The organism is Geobacillus sp. Manikaran-105, from assembly GCF_002809955.1.
In the GTDB taxonomy this organism is placed as follows: Bacteria; Bacillota; Bacilli; order Bacillales; family Anoxybacillaceae; genus Geobacillus; species Geobacillus thermophilus.
Map to the genome: position 1 here is coordinate 1 of NZ_PIJG01000013.1, position 20,006 is coordinate 20,006.

Here is a 20,006-nt window from a genome sequence, read left to right on the forward strand (position 1 = left end):
TCCTTGGCATGATGGTAGGTATTGTTTGACACCCCTGCATCATACCAAGAGGGCTTTTTTTGATCAAGTCCCCGGAAAAGCTCCTAACGGGAATGCTCCATTGACGAAAATTATAACTTATGTTTCTATAGTGCTAACAATTCCAATACGATGAATGTTAATTACTTCCTAAGGTAACCATCTATTACGTACCTCCCCCATAATTGATTTATTTTACTCATATTGTAATAATCATCATCTGTAAAATATCGCTATTTTTTGTTATTAGTAAGCAATACCTCTCCTCATTAATATTCTAAAACTGTCTCATCCCTTTTGAAAAATTCCTAGAAATTCCTCCATTTTTCTTAAAAAATCTATCATTCCGTTGGCACATAGCTTATAACGACAAAACACTACTCCATAAAATTAGTCAAAAGCCTTTCCAAAACATGAGGGATACATTTATAATAAATTTATATAGAACATATGTTCTGTTAAGAGGTGAAATAAATGCACGATTTCTTACAGTTAACTCCTATACAACAAAACATTTTAATCGCCAGCATTATTGGTGATGGAGAAATTACAAAGCTTTATAATAGCCGAAGGAAAAACCATAGTTATCGGGAACATTTCGGTATCGATCAAGAAGAATATCGAAGATGGAAAGTTTCATTTTTTAACGACCTTTTATATATTACACGTAAAAGTCAATGCGTCCGTTCACCATCACTGCCATTGTTTACAAAGTTATATCCTCATTTTTATCACGATGACGGTTCGAAGCACATACCGCTTTCCTTGTTACCATATTGTACATTGCCGCATTTTCTTTCTGTTTTGTATATGGACGATGGCTCGCTCTGCGTTTCTTCCCAAGTAAATCGGCGAAAGAAACGTATTTATTTAACGCCACATATTTATCTCTACTTGCAATGTTACCCGTCCCATGAACTGCAACAATTACAGCACCACATTTTTACGCATTTTGGCATCACGTTGCGCTTAAGCAAACGCCCCGATGGTCAAGGTAATATTTTAAAAACGACATCAGTCAAAGATACATTTCTTTTCTTAGACGCTATCGCCCCTGTCACTTATACCTGTCCGTCAATGTATTATAAAACTAACTGGAACGAGCGATTCAACATAGAAAAGCAGAAATGGAAAAATAGATTTCCTGATTTTGAATTGTTGACAAGCAGCTCCGAGCGCGTGAAACCGTATTCCACTGAAGAAATACAGCTACTGAAAGAAATGAAGCAAGAAGGAGCTACGATTCAAGAAATCGCCGATGCGCTGCAAAGAAGCTATTGGTCCGTTGTATATAAATGGAGAGAGATAAAAGATAAATAAGATGTTCATGAAAAAAGAGACCCTAGATAACCTAAGGTCTCTTTGCGTTTCGTTATGATTAACGAAGCAATTGCAATATTGCTTGTGGTTGTTGGTTGGCTTGCCATGCCTCAACGTCTTTCGAACGTTGTGTAGACTACATCTTCACCTTTCCAGCTTGCCGCTGGCGAAGGGCTGGGCGCTTCGGTTCGGCTATCTTGCCTCCCCTACGGACTTCATCACCATAGCATTTTGCCTTAGGTGGTATGTCCTAGTCGTTGAACCTTCTCCACCCTTTCGGGACAGGAGCTTGGCTGCTGATTGCCCATTGTTACATCTTTCCTTTTTTCAAGCCGTCACGCCTGCCGTTTCCAGCTACGTTGTGGCAAGGAAAGCTTTAGGGCTTCCCAGCAATTCACCCAGTGATCCTCTTAGCCGTTTCCAGCTAAGACGCCCTTCCAATCAAATTACCGAAGCAGTTGCAACACCGCTTGCGGAATTTGACTAGATTGAGCCAACATTGCTTGTGCTGCTTGAGTAAGGATATTGTTCTTTGTGAACTCCATCATTTCTTTGGCCATCGTGCCACCCTCACTTTCGTGACGGGACCAGACTACATCTTCACCCTCAGCTTTACCTGTTAGGGGCCGGGCGCTTCGGATGATGCAGGACGATGGAGGAATCCTGTTCACCCTACGGACTTCATCGCCATAGCAATTGCCTTAGGCGGTATGTCCTAGTCGTTGAACCTTCTCCACCCTTTCGGGACAGGAGCTTGGCTGCTGGTTGCCCAATCCTTTGACTTTTCCAACCATCACGCTTGCCGTTTCCAGCTACGTTGTGGCGTCAAAGGCTCTAAGGGGTTCCCAGCAATTCACCCGGTGATACTCCTAGCCGTTTCCAGCTAGGACGACTGTGCCTGTCACTGCCTAAGCAGCTAAGGCATAATCTACGTCACGGATACGAGATTCAGCAGCTGTTAAGTTTTCAGATGCAGTTCCTAAGTTGTTAATAGTATGCTCTAGGCGGTTTTGGTTAGCACCTAATTTTGCACGTTCATCAGATACCTTTTTAATTGCAGCATCAATTGTTGTGATTGCAGATTGCGCACTAGCTTGATCATCTACATCTAAGTTGTCAATACCAAGTGCCGCTGCTCTCATATCACTAATAGACAAAGAGGTTGTTTGATTTTCATTTGCACCAATTTGGAACTTCAATGCTGTACCGTTAACAGTAACAGAGTTTGTGGCGTTAGCCGTAAGAGTTTTGTCTACAGTTGCTCTAAAATCACCTAATCTAAGATTTCCATCTGTGGTTTGGACATTTGCTTGGTTATATAATGTTGCAGCACCTTTGGTGATTGTGTAATCTGCTTCAATTGCGAAATCAGCTTGTACAGTACCATTTCCACTACCTACAGCAGCATTAAATGAGTTCGCCGCAATTGTTAATGCGTAACCACCACCACTGTCAAAAGTTGCAGCAGTAGTAACGTCATGATCAGAAATTGTGTCAATTGCAACACCATTCACTTTCAGTGTTAGATCCTTATAACCTGCACCTGATGCCCCATCACTAACTACAATTTCAATTTTCGCTCCTACATCCCAGTTGCCGCCAGTGAAAGTAAAATCAGAAGTTTGAAGACCAGTATTTCCGGCTGCATTCAGGTTTGTGGCTACTTTCTCAACGTTATTAACTGCAATATTATAATCAGTTCCCTCAGCCACAGCATTGAATGCAGTAAATGATTTAATATTTGAGTTATTTGTTGTAATTGTAACATTTTGAGTTTGGGAACCATTTATTAGCTTCATTGTGTTAAACTCAGTAGTTTCCCCTATTCTATCGATTTCAGAAACTAATTGATTAATTTCATCTTGGATAGCATTACGGTCATCATCTGTAGCTGTACCATTAGATGCTTGTACCGCTAATTCGCGCATACGCTGTAAAATAGCGTGTGTTTCATTTAAAGCCCCTTCAGCCGTTTGGATTAGCGAGATTGCATCTTGTGAGTTACGAGACGCTTGCTCTAACCCACGGATCTGCCCTCTCATTTTTTCCGAAATCGCAAGACCTGCCGCATCGTCACCAGCACGGTTAATGCGAAGACCTGAAGATAATTTTTCCATGTTTTTTTGGGCATTTGTACCATTAATTGATAACTGACGATACGTATTCAACGCCGCAATATTGTGGTTGATTCTCATCTTCTTTTCCTCCTTGAAATTTTTTCTTCCACGTCCTTGTGGAATGATCAATTCGCGGATAGGAAGAAAGTCGGCCGCCTTTCTTCGCTATGCCGCGTTCACTTTTTATATCGGTTTGTTTTTTAGAAGTTTAATAGGTTAGCACAAATTTTTTTAGATTTTGATGTCGAGAAATTGGGAAAATGGCGAAGGCTGCTGGATTTCTTTGATGATGCGCGCTGGGTCGTCTTTATGTTTGTTGATCATTTCGTTTAGAGCTTGTTCAGCAATTTGCTTATTGTCTTGGACAATGCGGGCGACGACGCCTTGGACTGGCACTCCGCCGATGCTGACGCTCATCACTATTTCCCCCCTTTCAAATGTTTCAATTGCTCGTTCAGCTGCTCGAGCGATGTTTTGGAGGCGAAGGAGGCGGCGTTGTTTTCCGCCTGAATGGCGAGGTACACTTCTTTGCGGTGAATGTCGATGTGTTTGGGCGCGTTGATGCCAAGCTTCACTTGGTCGCCTTGGATGGCGAGGACAGTGATTTCGATGTCGTCGCCGATTTGGATCGCTTCTTTGATTTTGCGCGTTAGAACAAGCATGGTCCGCCTCCTTTACGTCGCCGCTTTTTCGGGGAAAAGGCGATGTTTCGTTTTGTACGGGGTGTTCGATAAGATCACTTGCTTGCCGATTCGGTTTCGGGCGTTGATGACCACGGGCGCCTGCAAGTTCGCCGTCGTGTTGTCGAACGGGTCAGCGACCGTCAAGATGACGTACACGGCGACGTCGCGTTCGCTTTCGATGTCAAGCTGTTCGACCATCGCTTCATCCAGTTCAAATTCGTACGCCGGAAAGTACGAAAACGGCTCAATCAAGATAAAACCGAGCGCGGGGGTCTTGACCGACTGCAAGATGACAAACGGCGTGTCGGCGAGCGGCAAAAGGACGAACCGCTTCTCGTCCGCAAATCCAGGGAGGCCGTGGGGGAAGCGGATGATGTCTTCTTCCTTCACCGCCACTGTTCCGTGGTATTTCGTGTCGATGTTCAATGCTTGCTCCTCCTCATTTTCCTCAAATGATGACGTCAATGTGAAGCGACGGGCGCTGGGCGAGATCGATCTTGACCGCCCCTTGCTGGCAGCGGATGATCGGCGCATGCGGTTTCACATCGATGCGGGGCGCGTAGGTGTTCCAGTCGATCGCCAGCCGTCCCGGTTCATAGTCGACCTTGACGCTAAACGGCGGCGGGACGAGGGCGATGCCCAACTCAAGCGGCGGGCCTTCGCTGTTGGCCTCCGCCTGTTCCACGAGGGGATCACCGCCGTGTTCAATGCGCATCAATTCATCGCCTTGAATGGCGGCGCGCTCGATGAAGTCGAGCACCGCTTGCCGTCCGTCAGCGGCCGCGTCTTCGATCAGCCGAAACACGTGCTTGTTGTTGACCGCCGCCCACGCCTCGGTCTGGTCGATCGTCAGGCGGGCGGGAATGGCGGCGATGCGCATGTCAGCGGGCGGTTGCTCGATCGTCATCTCCGCGGGCGGCTGGGTGATGTCAAGCCGCGCCCGTTCGCTTGAGATCGCCAGCTTGGCGTACGTCGCTTCCATTCTAAGCTGCGGAATGCGCATGGCCATCGCTCCTTTCGGCGGGCGTTACGCTAGTTTAACGCAAAAAGTCAACGAGCGTCGGCTGAATGACGCGCGCGCCGACGGCCAACGCCGCACGGTGGACGCTTTCTTGCGTTTTCAAATCGGTGATGACTTTTTCCAGATCAACGTCTTCGTTGTCCGACAACATTTTTTCCGCAATCACCTGCTGGCTGTCGATGCGGTCTTCCATCAGCTCGATCCGGTTCATGCGCGCGCCGAGTTCGGCGCGGACGCCGAGCAAATTCGTCAAGTGGCTGTCGAGTTTGTCTAAATAGCCCGCTACATCATCGCCGGTCGTGCTTGGATTTTCGAGGGAAGCGGCCAAGTTTTGCAAGTCGGAAAACAATCCGCCGCCCGCGCCAAACGCTGTGCTCGGCGGAATGTTGACCGGAATGTAAATGCCTTTGGCGAGCTCAATGTTCAGCTGTTGGCTGTTTGCCGACACGGAAATCGTGCCGTCCGGGTTCACCGTCACAGGCGGCTCCGTCGTTTTCGCGCCGTTGAAAATGTATTTGTCGCCGACTTTCGTATTGGCGATCGTGACCAAATGTTCCGTCAACTGGCGCACTTCTTTGGCGATCGCCTGGCGCTGCGTTTCTTCATATGTGTCATTGCTCGCCTGCACGGTGAGCTCGCGGATGCGCTGGAGCGCCTGCGTCGCCTTGTCAAGCGCCGAGTCGGAGTTTTCCACCCAGTTGTACGCTTCCGAGAAATTGCGTTTGAACTGCTCGACTTCGGCCAAATTCGAGCGATAGGCGATTCCTTTCATCGCCACGACAGGATCGTCCGACGGGCGGGTGATTTTCTTCCCTGTCGAGAGCTGGGTCTGGTATTTGTCCAAATTGGCGTAGCTTCGGGCAATCTGCTTAAGCGTATTGTTCGCCAACATGCTTTGCGTAATGCGCATCACCGTTCACCTACCTTCCGACGACGCCCATGCCGTTGATGAGTTTATCGAGCATTTCGTCAATCACCGTAATTTGCCTTGCCGCGGCGTTGTAGGCGTGCTGGAATTTGATCATGTTCATCATCTCTTCATCGAGCGAAACGGAGCTCACTGACTGCCGCTTTTCCTCCACCGACTGGCGCAGCGTTTCGCTGTTCGTTTTCATCCGGTTCGCCTGCTCGCCGTCGACGCCAAGCTGGCCGATCCAGCCTTGGTAATTCGTTTCGACCGTTCCTGAGGAAAGCGGCAAATTCAGGGACGCCAAGTTGACGGCGATGCCGTCTTGCAGCGAAACGACCGCATTGGACAAAAGCAGGCTGCGGACGTTGGCGAGGTTGATGGCGTTGTTGCCGTTCCCTGTTTCCCCGCTTTTGGTGGACGCCGCGATGTTCGCCAAGTCGTCGGTGTCGGCAGCGAGCTTGATCGTGTTCGCCGCGCCGCTCACCGCGCCGATCCCGTCAAAAAACGGGTGATTCGTGCTTCCATTTAGCCCGTAGCCTTGTTGATGAACGTCGTTGAACACCTTGCCGAACGTATAGGCGAGCTTGTCCAAGTTGGCGAGCATGTCGGGGTACAGTCCTTTGACGATCGGCTGGCCGCTGGCGTCGGTTCCTGTTTGATAGCCGTATCCTTCGATCAGCCCGCGCAGCTTGCCGTTGGAAAGAGCCGTGAAGGAAATGGTCGTCCCGCTGATATCAAGCGCATTGACGCCTGAAGCAGGGGGCATTTCCTTCACCCCGTCGCCGTCGACATCGCTGCCGTCGGGAAACGATACGGCAGACGCCGTGCGCCCTTGAACGAGATACACTTTCGCACTCCCGTTCATCACGTAAACATCGTACGTTCCCTCCGCCATGGGCAAGGCGTTGCCGCCAGTTGGATGCTTTTCCACACCGATCTCCATATATTGCGACAGTTGGTCGACCAACCGATCGCGCTCGTCGTACAAGTCGTTCGGCAAATAGCCGTTCGGTTCGATTTCGGCGATCCGTTCGTTTAAGGCTCGGATTTGGTTGAGAAGGGAATTGATTTCCGTCACCGTCGTGCCAATTTGCGTGCCGATGTCCGTGCGGATTTGCGTCAGTGAATTCGATAAATAGTGGAACGTCTCGACAACCGCCAACCCGCGCTGGCGGACGACGGAGCGCGCCCCTTCGTTCTCCGGCTGGGTGCTCAAATCTTGCAGCGCCTGCCAAAACTGGTCCATCGTTTTCGCCAGCCCGCTGTCGGACGGCTCGTTCATAATATCTTCCATCTTCGCCACCGCATCCGCGCGTGCTTCCCAATAGCCGAGCTTGCTGTTTTCGCCGCGGTATTGGATGTCGAGGAAATATTCGCGCACCCGTTCAACCGACGACGCTTCCACTCCTGTCCCCATCTGCCCCGGGATGTTCGGGCGGTTGAGTCCGGGCGTCGGGAACGGCGGCGTCGGCTGCAGTTGAACGCGCTGCCTTGTATACCCTTCTGTATTGGCGTTGGCGATGTTATGGCTTGTCGTGTACAAGGCGGCTTGTTGGGCCATCATGCCGCGTCGGGCGGCTTCAAGGCCATGGAATGTCGAGAGCATCGTTCTTCCTCCTTACGCTTTCGATTCAAACAGCGGGCGCTCGGGCGAAGGGGCATATTGTTGCGTGCGGCTGTAAGTGGACAGCGTCGGGGCGAACGTCTCGATCATCGCGGTGACAAACTGGAGCGACTGTTCAATGAGCTGGCGGTTCAACTCATTCGCTTCCGCCACCGCGTTCACCGCCTGTTTCAGCCGCTCACGGCATTCACGCAATTCCTCGCGCTCCTTGCCTTTCGCCATCGCCTCGCATTGGGCGATTGTCACCGTTTCATCGCCGAGCGTCTCCTTCAGCCAGCGCCGCCGCCGTTCCTCGAGCTGGCGGATGGCCAAAATATGCTTCTGTTCATCGGCAAGCAAAGCCGACAGCGCCTCGATGTCGTTTTTCTTCAGCGCTTCCGTCTTTCTCCTCGACAGCGCCAACAAGCTTTCATAAAGCTCACTGTGCGCCCGCAATAGATGAATGAGTGGGGCAAATGTCATCACGATCCGCTTCCTTTATCGGTGATTTCGGTAATAGTCGATCATCCGTTTGGCGACCGCCCGCGGGTCGACTTGGTAGGCGCCGGTTTCAATTTGTTGGCGCAGCTCCTCCAGCTTCGCCTGCCGCGCCCGTTCCCAGCTTGCCGCTTCTTGCAGCTCTTTCGCCTCTTTGGAAATCTCCACTTGATCGCCCTTCGTCTTCCCTGCCGCTAGACGCTCCGTTTTGGCGAACTGACGTTGATATGGGTTGACGTTCATCGAACCGATATGGTGGATTTTCATCGCGTTCACCTCGCTTGAGAGACACAGTTCACATCGCGCTACTGTTTATATCGGAATGTTAGGGAAAATGTTTAGCGTTCTTGATCGTCCTGAATGTAATAAGTGGCGCGGCGGGAACGAGCTTCTTTTTCCTTTCCCCCCTCCGCCCGCCGCAAATCGGCTTGCAGTTGGCCGAGGCACTTGGCGCACAACCGCCCTTCACGGATCAGCGCGCCGCACGAGTCGCACGGATAGCCGAGATTCGGGAAATGGACAAGCTGCAGCCGCCCCGCGCGAATCCATTTGATGATCAGCTTCTCCTCCACGCCTGTCGCCTCAACGACTTGCGCCATCGTCGCCATGCGGTTTTCCCGTCTGCGCAAAAACGCGTAAACGCGTTCAAATTGCCGCTCTTCTTCTTGATAGCACGATTCGCACACGTCACGTGTCGATAATCTCACAAACAACCGCCCGCACTTTGAACAATTGACTAGTTCCGCCATCGTGCATCCCTCCCGGTCATGGCCTATGAAGCCGCCTTATAAAAGCGATTAGGTTGAATAACGGCGTCTTCTCGTGATCACCCGCTCGGGGCCGACATCATCCCCCTGTCAGCGCCGCATCTCTGCATGCGGCGCCGTTAGCCATCTTCTACAGCCGCAAGCAGGTCGACCACAGGTCTATGTTGATGCCCACATAAACGGAGCGGTTATGTGTAAATATTGATGATCAGCCCTTGAATCTCGCCGACAAGCCGCAAAATCTCGAGTCCACGCTGTTCTTTTTGCAACACTTCATTCGTCAGTTCAACGAGCTTTTGATCGACTTCCTTCACGAGCTTATAAATGCGCGCGCGCCCGCCGCGGCTGAAGCCGCGTTGTTCCTCGAGCTGGAGGCCGTTTTTCACCGCGTCGTCCAAAAACGACTTGACGAGCTGCTTGTATTTGCGCAAATCTTCCACCGTCCGCGACTCGGCAAGCTTCTTCCCTTGCTCCTCGATTTGCCGGACTTGTTCGTTGATTCGCTCCCATACAACATCGCGGCGCGTTTTCGCCATGACTTCGGTGAACGACACCGATTCCATCGGGACGTCATCCTTGCGGCCCACGTTCGCCAGCCCTGTACGCGTCACTTTTTGCACTTCCATCGCCATCACCTCTCGCTACCCCCATTATCGCACAACCATAGCAAAAGGGCGAGGCGTTTATGCCCCGCCCGATGCGGATTCAATCAGCTTTTCAGCAACTGCAAAATCCCTTGCGGCAGCTGGTTCGATTGCGCGAGCATCGCCTGCGCCGCCTGCGTCAAGATGTTGTTTTTCGTAAACTCCGCCATCTCCATCGCCATATCCGTATCGCGGATGCGGGATTCGGAGGAGGTTAAGTTTTCCTCTGCTGTCTTTAGGTTGTTGATCGTATGTTCAAGACGGTTTTGAATAGCCCCTAAACTCGACCGTTGTTCCGATACCCGGGCGATGGCATAGTCATAGACTTTTACCGCCGCTGTCGCCTTTTCATGCGTTGTCACGTCAAGAGCGTATTCTGTCGCGTCGCCATTATTGACACCAGCAGCATTCGTATAGTAGGCAGTGACCGTTTCTCCTAAATGATTGGTGAATGAAACAGCGCTGCTGGCACTGTTGCCGGAAAGTTTTAACGCGAGCGCACGCATATCGTCAATACCAACACTGAGCATTTGTCCTTCATTCGCGCCGATTTGAATTTTCAGCGACTGGTCATTCGTTCCGCCTGTGATCGTAAAGGAAGCTTCGCCATTTGTCAGCGCGCCAATGTTCATCGTGAGATCGCCGTTATGGAAGCGCAATGTCGTATTCGGGGCAATGTTGTTTAATGTTTCCACATCGACACCGTTCGTGCTCAACGTTGCTTTCGTTGTGACCGTCGCCCCTACCGTAAACATCCGTGTTCCTGCTGACAATGTGTCAGTCGTAAACGAAACGCCTGTGCCGCTGCCAAACGAATACACGCCGTTATTGTCAACGACGAGCATCGGTACGCCGGACAGTGCGTTTCCCACGTCATCAACCAGCGTGGCTGTATACGATGACGTCGTGCCAACGTCAATCTGCACGGTCGTATCCCCTGTCGTATAATCAGTGATATTGTCGGCTGTATCAACGAAAATGCCGCCATTTAAGGTCAGATTGTCACCTGCATTAAACGTCGTGAACGTCGCTCCATCGGTCGAGTATGAAAGCATACTCTGTATGCCGAACGTTGCTGTTCGATTGATGTTCGTGCTGGCATATCCGTTATGATTGATTGTGTAGCTAATCCCATCCGAACCGTTAATGGTCACATTGCCAGCCGTCCCATCTGTCGGAGTGATGACAGCCGTTCCGATTTGCGTGCCATTTTTCTTTAAAGACAGCGCAATATCAATATCAAATTCATTGTATTTTCCGTTTTCACTTGCTGCCGCTAGTGTTCTGTTAATACCGGAAATCGTCGTAAAGGAAACACCAAGTTTGTTGCCAGATAAATCATAAAACTCGTAGTTTTGTTGGTTATTATCTAAGATGACCGCTTGGGATAAATCATTCCCGTTTTTATCTTGTAACGTTACGGTAAACTGGCCAGACGATGGTGACGTTTCTGCATAGACGAGACGGAAATCTTCACCATTTAGTGAAAATTTGCTAGAGTCAATATTGACATTCGTAATATATAGACCATTGGCCATCCCGTTTTGCACACCAGAAGCTTGGGACTTTGTTTCTATCACAAACGTATTATTTGGATCTAGATCTGCAGAGGCCGAAACTTGCACTCCTGTCAGACCCGTGCCACCTGATTGGAAGTTGTTCACAGCATTCGTGCGACGGATCACGAGATTCACTGTTCCATCGCTTAACGGGGAGTTCGGCGCGATCGATACCGTATCAATGGCCGGCGACGACCCCGGATTGTTTGTAATAACTTTCACATCTTGCTGTTCGATTTTCACCCCGTATGTATTACCGATCGTCAAGTTTGATGTTGCATCCAGTGTGATTTGTTGCACGCCCCCGGCAATCGGTCCTGTGCTTTGAAGGGATTTCGTCGCAACGTCCTCAATTTTCACTTTATAGTTCCCGGCTACGATCGTGCTTTCTGGGTCTAGCTGCAGACTTGTGCCATCGATGGCTGTGCTGCCTGCTGAGAAGCTGCCCGCGGCAATTTGCACACTTCTCGCTTGGCTGGAAACGGACTCATTGAGCAATTTTTTCGTATTGTATTCGGTGGAGTTGGCAATCCGGTTAATTTCAGATGTCAACTGATTGATTTCCTTTTGAATCGCTTCTCGGTCTTCGGCCGTGTTCGTATCATTCGCCGCCTGCACAGCCAGCTCGCGCATCCGCTGCAAGATGCTGTGAACTTCGTTTAACGCCCCTTCCGCCGTTTGGATCATCGAAATCGCATCGAGCGCGTTCCGTTCTGCCATTTGCAGGCCACGAATTTGCGAGCGCATTTTTTCCGAAATGGCAAGCCCCGCCGCGTCATCAGCGGCGCGGTTGATGCGCAAGCCGGAGGAGAGGCGCTCCAAGTTTTTCGAAATGCTCGATTGGTTGGCCGCCAAATTGCGGTAGGCGTTGAGCGCTTGAATGTTATGGTTGATTCGCATGGACATTCGCTCCTTTGTTTTTTATTTCTCATAGGTAATGAATTGTTCGTAGGCCGCTGCTTTTTGTTTGTGCGCTGGCTGCACTGGCGAAACGCCGCTTTTTAGCGCTTCGTTCCACGCCGTGGCGATCGTGGTTGTCAGCTGCAGCACTTCTTGGACGGCTGCAGCGTCTTTTTTCATATTGGCCTCAATAAGACGCTCCGCCATATAGTTATAGAGTGCATCCAATTGATGGGCGATAATGCCGACATCATAGCGCAATCCAACGCCGAGGCGGCGAAGGATGTCGTTTCCTTTTTGCAGCTGTTTGTTCGCTTTCCAATGGTCTTTTTGTTTCATGGCCGCGATGGCCTCTTCCAAACATTCCATCAATCCCTCATATAACAACCCCGTCAACTGTTGCGAGTTTTTTTGGTAAATCCATTCCTCGGTTAAAAAGTCCAACGCCGTGCACCCCCATTTGCCCTCTGTTTTTTATATCGGCGATGAGTCGACAATGTTTAAGCATTTTTTTCAATTTCTTCAATCAAAATCAAAATTTCGGCAATCACCGCGTACAACTGCGGCGGGATGCGGTCGCCCAGATCCAGTTGCAGCAAGTTTTGCACGAGCAATGGGTCTTCTTGAATCGGGATGTGATGCTGTTTCGCCAGTTCAATGATTTTCTGCGCCACATGCCCGCTCCCTTGGGCAACGACGGTCGGCGACCGACCCGATGATTCATCATAGCGGATGACGGCCGCCGTCGGGCCGTTCATGTGTCTCTGCTTTTTTTGGTTGAAATAGTTCGCTATCATATCGTGAAATTGTACCCTCTTTCCGTAAACGATCCATACGGGCGAATGGATGGCGCCCGTTTTTCTTCTTCCTCCCGCTTCGTTTCATTCGTCAGCTTGTCGACGTTGATCGCTTTGACGTGATAGCCGATCTCCTCCAATCGCTTTTTCGCCATCTCGATGAACGGCGCGGCTTTTTGGGCAAAATCATCGCGGTCGTTGCGAAGGGTAATCGATAAGTTTCGCTCATTCGCCTGAAGCAAAATGCCGAGGTCTCCCAATTTTTTTGTCTCCAGCAAGAAATAGAGCTGACAGTTTTCCCAATCGATTCGCTCGCCATCTTGGCGGGCGTTGACATAGACGTTGACGTTGCGCACCTCATGTTGCCATAACAGCGGCAGTGTGAAGAAAAAGCTTTGCCACCCCATCATGCCATCCCACTTGTTTAACAGCTGCTGGCCGGTCAAGTTCGTCAACGCTTGTTCCGCTTGCCGCGCAACCGATTCATTTCCGCTTTGCGCCAGCCGCAAAAGCACTTCCTTTATATTTGGCAGTGCCGACTCCTCTTCATTTCCTTTCAATACAAGCCGCTCGGCGGCCTCATACTCGTGCATCAAGCCGAGACGGCGAATCGTGTCAAACACGTGCCTTGCTGATGGACCATCCACTGGCGGTTGCATCACCTGGTTCACTTGCTCAAGAAACGCTTTGGATGAATCGGCTGTTGTTTCACCTTGCATCCTCACAAAATGTTTCACCTTCGCCTCGGACGGTTTGAACACGATATTCGCTAACATGTTCTTCACTTCGTTCACGATGTTCCGTGCCCCAGCCGCGTCACCTTGGCGAAGCCGTTTTTTTGCCTCAGCGAGCGCGGAGCTGGCTTTCATCAACTGTTTTTCCATCACCATATCGGTAAACAGCATGATGTCGCTTTTTAAAATGGCGTTGTCCAATTGTTTGATCGCCATTTCCAACATCGATGTAGCTTGCAAGCGGGCGGCGGGGCTTTTGTTTTCCGCCACCTGCGCCACCGTCTCTAACTGGCGCATCACATCGCGCTTCACCGTTTTAAAATCAAGTGCAGCCTGCGCCATTTTTTTCGTGACCGTTTGCACGAAAAATTGTTTGGATTCAAGCGACAAAGCCGCTTGCCATGCCCCATCAAATAGGCTGTCAACATCCAGCGAGCGATCAGTTGGCACAGACGGGAGTGACGCTTCGATCTCATTTAACGTTTTCAACACCGTCTGCCTTGCAGCGAGCTCCCGCCCTTTTTCCATCAGCGTTCGCGCACTGGCAGACGAGTCGGCCCATGCCTGTTCCCAGTGAGGGTGGGTGCGGAGCGCTTCCGCGATATCCGCTCCAACGGCGTCCAACGCTTTTTCCAAGTGGGGCTCTTGCTGCAACGATTTGATTGCTCGGCGCATGGCCTCACGCAGCTGTTCGATCGGTTGAGTGTCGTTCGCCGCATCAGCTGTCACTTCGTTTTGGCTGCCCGCCGAAGAGATAGCCTGCCGCGCCCCGTTTCCAATCGCGTCATCACCTGACTGCTCGACCACTGGAGCGGTGGAACGCTGTGAAATTCCTCCCTGTCCTGCTCCCTCTGCCATCTCCGATAAAACCGATATATGGTCCACCGCTGGCATCTTGAATGGAGCTGTCGTCTTATTAACAGGAGACGGCGGTTGGACAACTGACGATCGTGTATTAGCCGTTATCGACTCGATTTGATCGAGTTGACGGACAAGATGAGTTCTCGCTGCCGCATGTTGGCCAGCTTGTTGCAGCCACATTGTTTCTTTTAACACCGCTTCTATTTTTTGTCGGACATCCCCTGGCAACTCGCTGTGTTCAGCGAGCAGCTTTTGAACTCGGGACAGCGTATTCGACAAATTTAGCGCACGAACGGCTTCCGTTCGAATGGCTCGAATTTGCTTCGGTAGCTCTGGAGACGGTTGAGAGGCGTCACTCACGGATTGAACGGTCGCTTCCAAAGCACGGGCCGCTTGTTCCGCCTTCACCAACACCTCACTCAACCGCGCTCGGGCTTCCCCTTCCCGCCCTTGCCGCTGCAGCTGAACAACCTCACGCAACGCACGATCCACTTGTTCTGCCACATCCCGGTCTACATTGGGCGCATCAACGACTTGTTGACGGACGTATTCCACTGCTTTCGACAAGTTCGGCTCTCGGACAACTTGTTCACGTACTTGTTGGAGACGGGTGGATGTTTCGATTGATGGCATCTTTTCTGTTTGAACTGTCTGTTCTAACCGCGTCGATACCTCATTCAACCGCGCCCGGGCTTCGCTTTCCCGCCCTTGACGCTGCAGTTGAGCAACCTCGCGCAACGCACGATCCACTTGTTCCACCACATCCCGGTCTACATTGGGCGCATCAACGACCTGTTGACGGACGTATTCCACTGCCTTCGACAAGCTCGGCTCTCGGACAACTTGTTCACGTACTTGTTGGAGGAGGGTGGATGTTTCGGTAGTTGATGCCGTTTCCATCTGAACCGTGCGTTCTAGATGATCCCATGTCGGTACGAGGGGACGGTGCCCCAATGCTTTACGTCCGCTGATTTCTGAGGACTTCGTTCCTTCTGTTGATCCCGCTTTGGCGGACTGGTCGGCTGCCAATGAAGGAGGCGCGCTGGACAATTCTCCCGTTTTTCCCGTCCGCCACGCTTGGCGCTCGAACTGATCGGCCGCAACGGCCAAATGGTGCGGCGTTTCTTTCATCGCGCTTTGTTCTTCTCGCTGAGCCAGTGTAAAGGCTGGATCGAGTTTGTTGGCAATCTCCGCGAATTGCTCCCCTAACGGCTTCCCATGCAGCGCCTCATGGACAGCTGCAAGATGAACGTCTGTCAGTTCTAAATGCTTATTGATGACCGCGCGAACGGTATCAAGTTTTTGCTCTACGGTGCCTGGGGCTTCGGTGAAAAACGTTCGCAAGGTGGAAACAATCTCTTTTGTGAGCGATTGACCATGTTTTTGCAGCCAGTCCCCAACCTGTCTCAGCTCAGACGATAACGGTTCCGAAGCAGAAAAATAAACCGGTTGTTTGTCCGTCTCTTGAGGAGGGCGGGGAACGATTCGCGCCACCGGGACGCCGTCTTGTTCCCCAACGATCTTGATGGCCACACGCCCTTCCTGCGGCCATTCCCCTTCCGTTCGCACCTGCACTTCGATCCCTTTGATCACGACAACGGCAGCGCCGCCTTGGCTTTCCTTGATGACCGCATCGTATGTTTCTCCTTTTTGCACTATCAGCGTTTGATTTGGCGACGTTATCGATTGTCTAGTCAAAACGTTGCGAATTTCCATCCCCGTTCACCTTCCGCTCCATTCGGTTGCTACTGTTTATATCGGCATCCTGCAGACAAATGTTTAGCCTGCTCACGCCCGCACCAACGTCAACGCCCCCACCTCTGCCGCCCCCGCTTCAAGCAAAACAAGGGCCGCGTGGCGGACGGTGATGCCCGTCGTGTAAATGTCATCGATGAGAACGATTCGTTTTCCGTCAATCGGCGGATGTCCGGAGAGAAAAAACGGGTTGTCGGTCTTCAGCCGCTCGCGGCGCGATTTTTTCGATTGTTTTTCGGAATGCTTGCGAGAAAGCCAAGGGAAACATGGAAACGGAAGCAGGCGGGCGAGCGCTTCCGCTTGGTTGAAGCCGCGCTCATCGAGGCGCTCGCGGCTCAGCGGGATCGGAACGATGCACCAATCGCGGCCGAAATGGCGGAAAAACGCGTGGACAAACGGACGGCGGAACGCCTCGACAACGATATAGTCGCCGCGGAATTTCCATAAGGCGACGACGTCTTTCATCCAGTCGTTGTATAGATAGACGGATCGGTTTTTCACGAGCACCCTCCCCCATTGTTCATCATCCTGCCACCGAAGGCAGTCGGCGCACAGCGATGGCTTGGCTTCCTCGAGCGGGCGGCCGCACATCTCGCAAAGGCGGCCGTCAATGAGTTTGAACGACCCGCGGCAGCGTGGGCAAAGGACGTCTGGGTCTTCAAGAAGAATCAGTTGGCGCCAGCTCGCGATCGGGTTGTACGGAGAATGGCAAAGGAGGCAGTTCATCGATGCAGCAACCCCCTTTTCTTTGCTGTCTCATTCATGCGGACAATGTGGCGGCGCGCCCGCACCATCTCGTTCGTTTTCCCGTGATGGAAAAAGCGGACGTCGCCATCCGGAAACGCCGCGTGGCGGCCGACGCGGCCGGCGATTTGCACGAGAGCGCTTTCCGTAAAGATGCGGTCTTCGGCGCCAAGGACGGCGACATCGATGTTCGGTACCGTCACGCCGCGCTCAAGAATCGTCGTCGTCACAAGCAGCGGAACGCGCCCGTCGCGAAACGCCTGCACATGTTCGGCGCGATCCGGGGCTTCGGCGTGAACGCCGACGATGCGGGCATCGACTCGTTGCAACAGGCGGACGACCGCCTCAAGCTCATCGATATGAGGAACGAACAAAAACGCCTGCTTTCTCTGTTCCAAACGATGGCGAACCCACGCAAGGACGTTTTCGGGCAAGCGGCCGCGCTCGAGCCGCTTGCGCCAATTGCCGCACCATTCGAACACGGGGACGGGGAGCGGATGGCCGTGATAGCGGGCGGGGATGACGACGGCGTTCCGTTTGCCACGCGCAATGTCACGCTGCCAAGCGCGGGAGGGAGTGGCGGTGAGATAGATGAGGCTTGATCGTTCTTTCCGCGCTTGACTGACGGCGTATTCAAGCATCGGTTCAACCGAATACGGGAAGGCGTCGACTTCATCGATGATCATGACATCAAACGCGCGGTACGCGCGCAACAGTTGGTGGGTAGTGGAAAGAACGAGCGGGGCGATTCGCCCGCGCTCCTCGCTTCCTCCGTACCAAACCGCGAGCGAAACGCGCGGGAACGCTTGGCGGAAGCGCGGAGCCAGTTCGCGGACAACGTCCACTCTAGGCGTGGCGAGGCCAACGCGCCAACCTTCCTCCAAGGCGGCAGCGATGGCGGGAAACAACATCTCGGTTTTCCCTGCCCCGCATACGGCCCAAACGATCAGCTCGCTTCGGTCCAGCACCGCCTGTCGGACAGCCTGCGCGGCCTCCGCTTGGGCGGCGGACAGTTCCCCGTCCCAAGCGAGCGGCGCTTCGTGCGGCTCGGACGGAAGCGGCATCGTCACGTGCACAAGGTGAGTGCAGGAGCTGATGCGCCCCATCACGAGACACTTGCGGCAATACGCACAATCTGCCCCGCAGCGGGCGCACGGAAACGCGGCAAAAAGATGAGGATCGTTATTTCCGCAACGGACGCAGCGCCAGGCGCGCGCTGTTTTGATGAGCCCGGGCTGTTCGTGAAGCAAACCGGTCTGGATGGCGGCAGCGACTTCTCCATCGGGAAACGGCAGCTGCTCCCGCGGGAGACGCTGACCGTTCAGCCAGGAAACGAGCGGCGAAGCAACAGAAGATGGGAGAATGTACAATGAGCATCACTCCTTTTGAAATTCAAGAAAAGCATGTTCCCGAGCTGGGAGCCAAAAAGAGCGGGTGGCGCAGTGATGCGGTAAAAACGCGCTCCCCCAGGTTGAAAGGCTTTGAGCGCATCAATGAGCCAGTGTTATGGAGAAAGAGCAGAGCTGACGATGTTTTTCCCTAAAAGGCGGGTGGAAAACCGCTGTTCCCCTTGATCGATGAGTTGAATGTGTGAAAAGAAGGAACGACGCTACAAGGTTTTTCTAGTTGAGAAACGAAGCGAGAAAGCGGTTGTGCTAGCAAATCACCGCCCTTCTAACAAAATGATGAAAAGATGGGGAGGAAGCAAAAAACGGCAGCCTTCGATCGGCAAAGAAAGTGGAGGCAAAAAGGGCTTCCCAATGGAGTCAAGATGTGGTTTGACCCTCTTTTTCACGACATATCGACCTTCGAAAGAAAAGGATAAAGCGAAATCCGACAACATCAAAGATCCACAGAGAGTCATCGAGTCGATCGACAACGTGTTTCGACAACATTCCCGGGGAAATAGCGACAAATTTTTCAGGAAAGGAAAACGGTTCGACAAGTTCGGCCAGCCCCACATCTCCGGTCCGTTTCATAAGGAGGTGAGAAAACGAATGTAAAACAAATTCGCCGCCGCACAAGGCGGAGCACACCGTTCCGCCTTGTGCTCGGCTGCAGCGCCTCGAGGCGGCGCTTTGCGGCCTCGACTTATGGCTGATACCACGTCAGCCCGAGCGCCCCTTCGCCGACGTGCGTGGCGATGACGGGGCCGAAATAGCTGATAAGAAACTCAACGTGCGGATAGCGGGCGGCCAGCTCATCGCGCCAACGGCTCGCTTCATCGGGCTGGTTGGCATGGATGATAGCGGCTTTGAGCGGAACGCCTTTGTCCGCATCTTCGTCAAACAGCTCCTCGATGCGTTGCACCGCCTTTTTGCGCGTGCGGATTTTTTCAAACGGCACGATCACTTTGTTTTCAAAGCGAAGGAGCGGCTTGATTTGCAACAGGCCGCCGATGAACGCCTGCGCGCCAGTGAGCCGTCCGCCGCGCTGCAGGTGGGACAAGTCGTCGACCATAAAATAGGCGCGCAACGTCCGCTTCATCTCATCAAGACGGGCGAGAATCTCCTCCGGCGTTTTCCCCGCCTTCGCCATCTCGGCGGCTTCGATGGCGTAAAACCCTTGCGCCATGCAGCTGATTTCCGAATCATAGGCGTAAACGCGCAGACCATCGACCATCGTTCCCGCCGTCACCGCGCCTTGATACGTGCCGCTGATGCCGCTTGAAAGGTGGATGCTGATGACAGCGTCGTACCCTTCCTCACGAATGGCAGTGAACAAGTCGACAAATTCGCCGACTGAGGGCTGCGATGTCGTCGGCAGCTTAGGATTCTGCTTGATTTTGACAAAAAATTCATCCGCCGTCATATCGATCTCTTCGCGATATGTTTCGTCCCCAAAAATGACGCTGAGCGGAATCATCCGGATGCCGAGCCGCTCGCGCACGTCTTTCGGCAAATAAGCCGTGCTATCGGTGACAATCGCAATTTTCACAGGCGCCATTCCTTCCTGATTCATCCTTTTCTGCCATTATACCAAAAAGACTCGTTGTCGACCACCGCTCGATGCATGAGGAGGCAAAGAACGCGGGCAGGCCGTGAAGCGGAACATCGTTGATCCTCATGCAACGCT

General features: G+C 52.2%; 20 protein-coding genes and 1 pseudogene. 2 read left to right on the forward strand and 19 right to left on the reverse strand.

Annotated features, from left to right (window positions below):
• Positions 1-492: 492 nt before the first annotated feature.
• On the forward strand, positions 493-1,338 hold the full coding sequence (locus tag CV945_RS05785) for a DNA endonuclease (RefSeq protein WP_100659337.1): 846 nt from the start codon (positions 493-495) through the stop codon (positions 1,336-1,338).
• A 446-nt stretch (positions 1,339-1,784) separates the two neighbouring features.
• Here CV945_RS05785 and CV945_RS05790 read toward each other — a convergent pair.
• From CV945_RS05790 to CV945_RS05875, 18 genes and pseudogenes are all read right to left on the reverse strand, one after another.
• A pseudogene (locus tag CV945_RS05790) lies at positions 1,785-1,898 on the reverse strand (flagellin); the annotation flags it as partial.
• Between the two features lie 348 nt (positions 1,899-2,246).
• The gene (locus CV945_RS05795) at positions 2,247-3,533 is read right to left on the reverse strand and encodes a flagellin N-terminal helical domain-containing protein (protein WP_100659338.1); all 1,287 of its coding nucleotides are present in this window, start codon (positions 3,531-3,533) and stop codon (positions 2,247-2,249) included.
• A 153-nt stretch (positions 3,534-3,686) separates the two neighbouring features.
• Positions 3,687-3,872: a hypothetical protein gene (locus CV945_RS05800; RefSeq protein WP_100659339.1), complete on the reverse strand. Its 186-nt coding sequence runs from the start codon at positions 3,870-3,872 to the stop codon at positions 3,687-3,689.
• Between the two features lie 2 nt (positions 3,873-3,874).
• Positions 3,875-4,117: a carbon storage regulator CsrA gene (csrA, locus tag CV945_RS05805; RefSeq protein WP_100659340.1), complete on the reverse strand. Its 243-nt coding sequence runs from the start codon at positions 4,115-4,117 to the stop codon at positions 3,875-3,877.
• A gap of 12 nt (positions 4,118-4,129) precedes the next feature.
• A complete protein-coding gene (fliW, locus tag CV945_RS05810; protein WP_100659341.1) occupies positions 4,130-4,564 on the reverse strand; it encodes a flagellar assembly protein FliW in 435 nt (144 codons plus the stop codon).
• A gap of 22 nt (positions 4,565-4,586) precedes the next feature.
• Positions 4,587-5,141 (reverse strand): DUF6470 family protein, encoded by a 555-nt coding sequence (locus CV945_RS05815; RefSeq protein WP_100659342.1) that lies wholly within the window; start codon positions 5,139-5,141, stop codon positions 4,587-4,589.
• 34 nt (positions 5,142-5,175) lie between these two features.
• Positions 5,176-6,069, reverse strand: a complete 894-nt coding sequence (gene flgL, locus CV945_RS05820) for a flagellar hook-associated protein FlgL (RefSeq protein ID WP_100659343.1) — start codon at positions 6,067-6,069, stop codon at positions 5,176-5,178.
• A gap of 10 nt (positions 6,070-6,079) precedes the next feature.
• Positions 6,080-7,675 (reverse strand): flagellar hook-associated protein FlgK, encoded by a 1,596-nt coding sequence (gene flgK, locus CV945_RS05825; protein ID WP_100659344.1) that lies wholly within the window; start codon positions 7,673-7,675, stop codon positions 6,080-6,082.
• Between the two features lie 12 nt (positions 7,676-7,687).
• Positions 7,688-8,155 (reverse strand): flagellar protein FlgN, encoded by a 468-nt coding sequence (locus CV945_RS05830; protein WP_100659345.1) that lies wholly within the window; start codon positions 8,153-8,155, stop codon positions 7,688-7,690.
• Between the two features lie 15 nt (positions 8,156-8,170).
• On the reverse strand, positions 8,171-8,437 hold the full coding sequence (gene flgM, locus CV945_RS05835; protein ID WP_063210690.1) for a flagellar biosynthesis anti-sigma factor FlgM: 267 nt from the start codon (positions 8,435-8,437) through the stop codon (positions 8,171-8,173).
• A gap of 71 nt (positions 8,438-8,508) precedes the next feature.
• The gene (locus CV945_RS05840; RefSeq protein WP_100659346.1) at positions 8,509-8,919 is read right to left on the reverse strand and encodes a TIGR03826 family flagellar region protein; all 411 of its coding nucleotides are present in this window, start codon (positions 8,917-8,919) and stop codon (positions 8,509-8,511) included.
• A 206-nt stretch (positions 8,920-9,125) separates the two neighbouring features.
• A complete protein-coding gene (locus CV945_RS05845) occupies positions 9,126-9,563 on the reverse strand; it encodes a YaaR family protein (RefSeq protein ID WP_100659347.1) in 438 nt (145 codons plus the stop codon).
• Positions 9,564-9,646: 83 nt separating this feature from the next.
• The gene (locus CV945_RS05850; RefSeq protein ID WP_100659348.1) at positions 9,647-12,040 is read right to left on the reverse strand and encodes a flagellin N-terminal helical domain-containing protein; all 2,394 of its coding nucleotides are present in this window, start codon (positions 12,038-12,040) and stop codon (positions 9,647-9,649) included.
• Positions 12,041-12,061: 21 nt separating this feature from the next.
• Positions 12,062-12,484, reverse strand: a complete 423-nt coding sequence (fliS, locus tag CV945_RS05855) for a flagellar export chaperone FliS (protein WP_100659349.1) — start codon at positions 12,482-12,484, stop codon at positions 12,062-12,064.
• Positions 12,485-12,540: 56 nt separating this feature from the next.
• Positions 12,541-12,837, reverse strand: coding sequence for an EscU/YscU/HrcU family type III secretion system export apparatus switch protein (locus CV945_RS05860; protein ID WP_100659350.1), 297 nt, complete (start codon positions 12,835-12,837; stop codon positions 12,541-12,543).
• Positions 12,834-16,148, reverse strand: a complete 3,315-nt coding sequence (locus CV945_RS17470) for a hypothetical protein (protein ID WP_232722030.1) — start codon at positions 16,146-16,148, stop codon at positions 12,834-12,836. Before CV945_RS17470 ends, CV945_RS05860 begins: the two co-directional genes overlap by 4 nt.
• A gap of 72 nt (positions 16,149-16,220) precedes the next feature.
• On the reverse strand, positions 16,221-16,913 hold the full coding sequence (locus CV945_RS05870; protein WP_100659351.1) for a ComFC family protein: 693 nt from the start codon (positions 16,911-16,913) through the stop codon (positions 16,221-16,223).
• Positions 16,910-18,301, reverse strand: coding sequence for an ATP-dependent helicase ComFA (locus tag CV945_RS05875; protein WP_100659352.1), 1,392 nt, complete (start codon positions 18,299-18,301; stop codon positions 16,910-16,912). The genes CV945_RS05870 and CV945_RS05875 overlap by 4 nt, the downstream gene beginning before the upstream one ends.
• On the opposite strand from CV945_RS05875, the gene CV945_RS17030 reads away from it, so the two are divergent.
• Positions 18,301-18,474: a hypothetical protein gene (locus CV945_RS17030; protein ID WP_155266788.1), complete on the forward strand. Its 174-nt coding sequence runs from the start codon at positions 18,301-18,303 to the stop codon at positions 18,472-18,474. The genes CV945_RS05875 and CV945_RS17030 overlap by 1 nt on opposite strands.
• A 548-nt stretch (positions 18,475-19,022) precedes the next feature.
• Here the strand turns inward: CV945_RS17030 and CV945_RS05885 are convergent.
• Positions 19,023-19,868, reverse strand: a complete 846-nt coding sequence (locus CV945_RS05885) for a DegV family protein (RefSeq protein WP_100659353.1) — start codon at positions 19,866-19,868, stop codon at positions 19,023-19,025.
• Between the last annotated feature and the right edge of the window lie 138 nt (positions 19,869-20,006).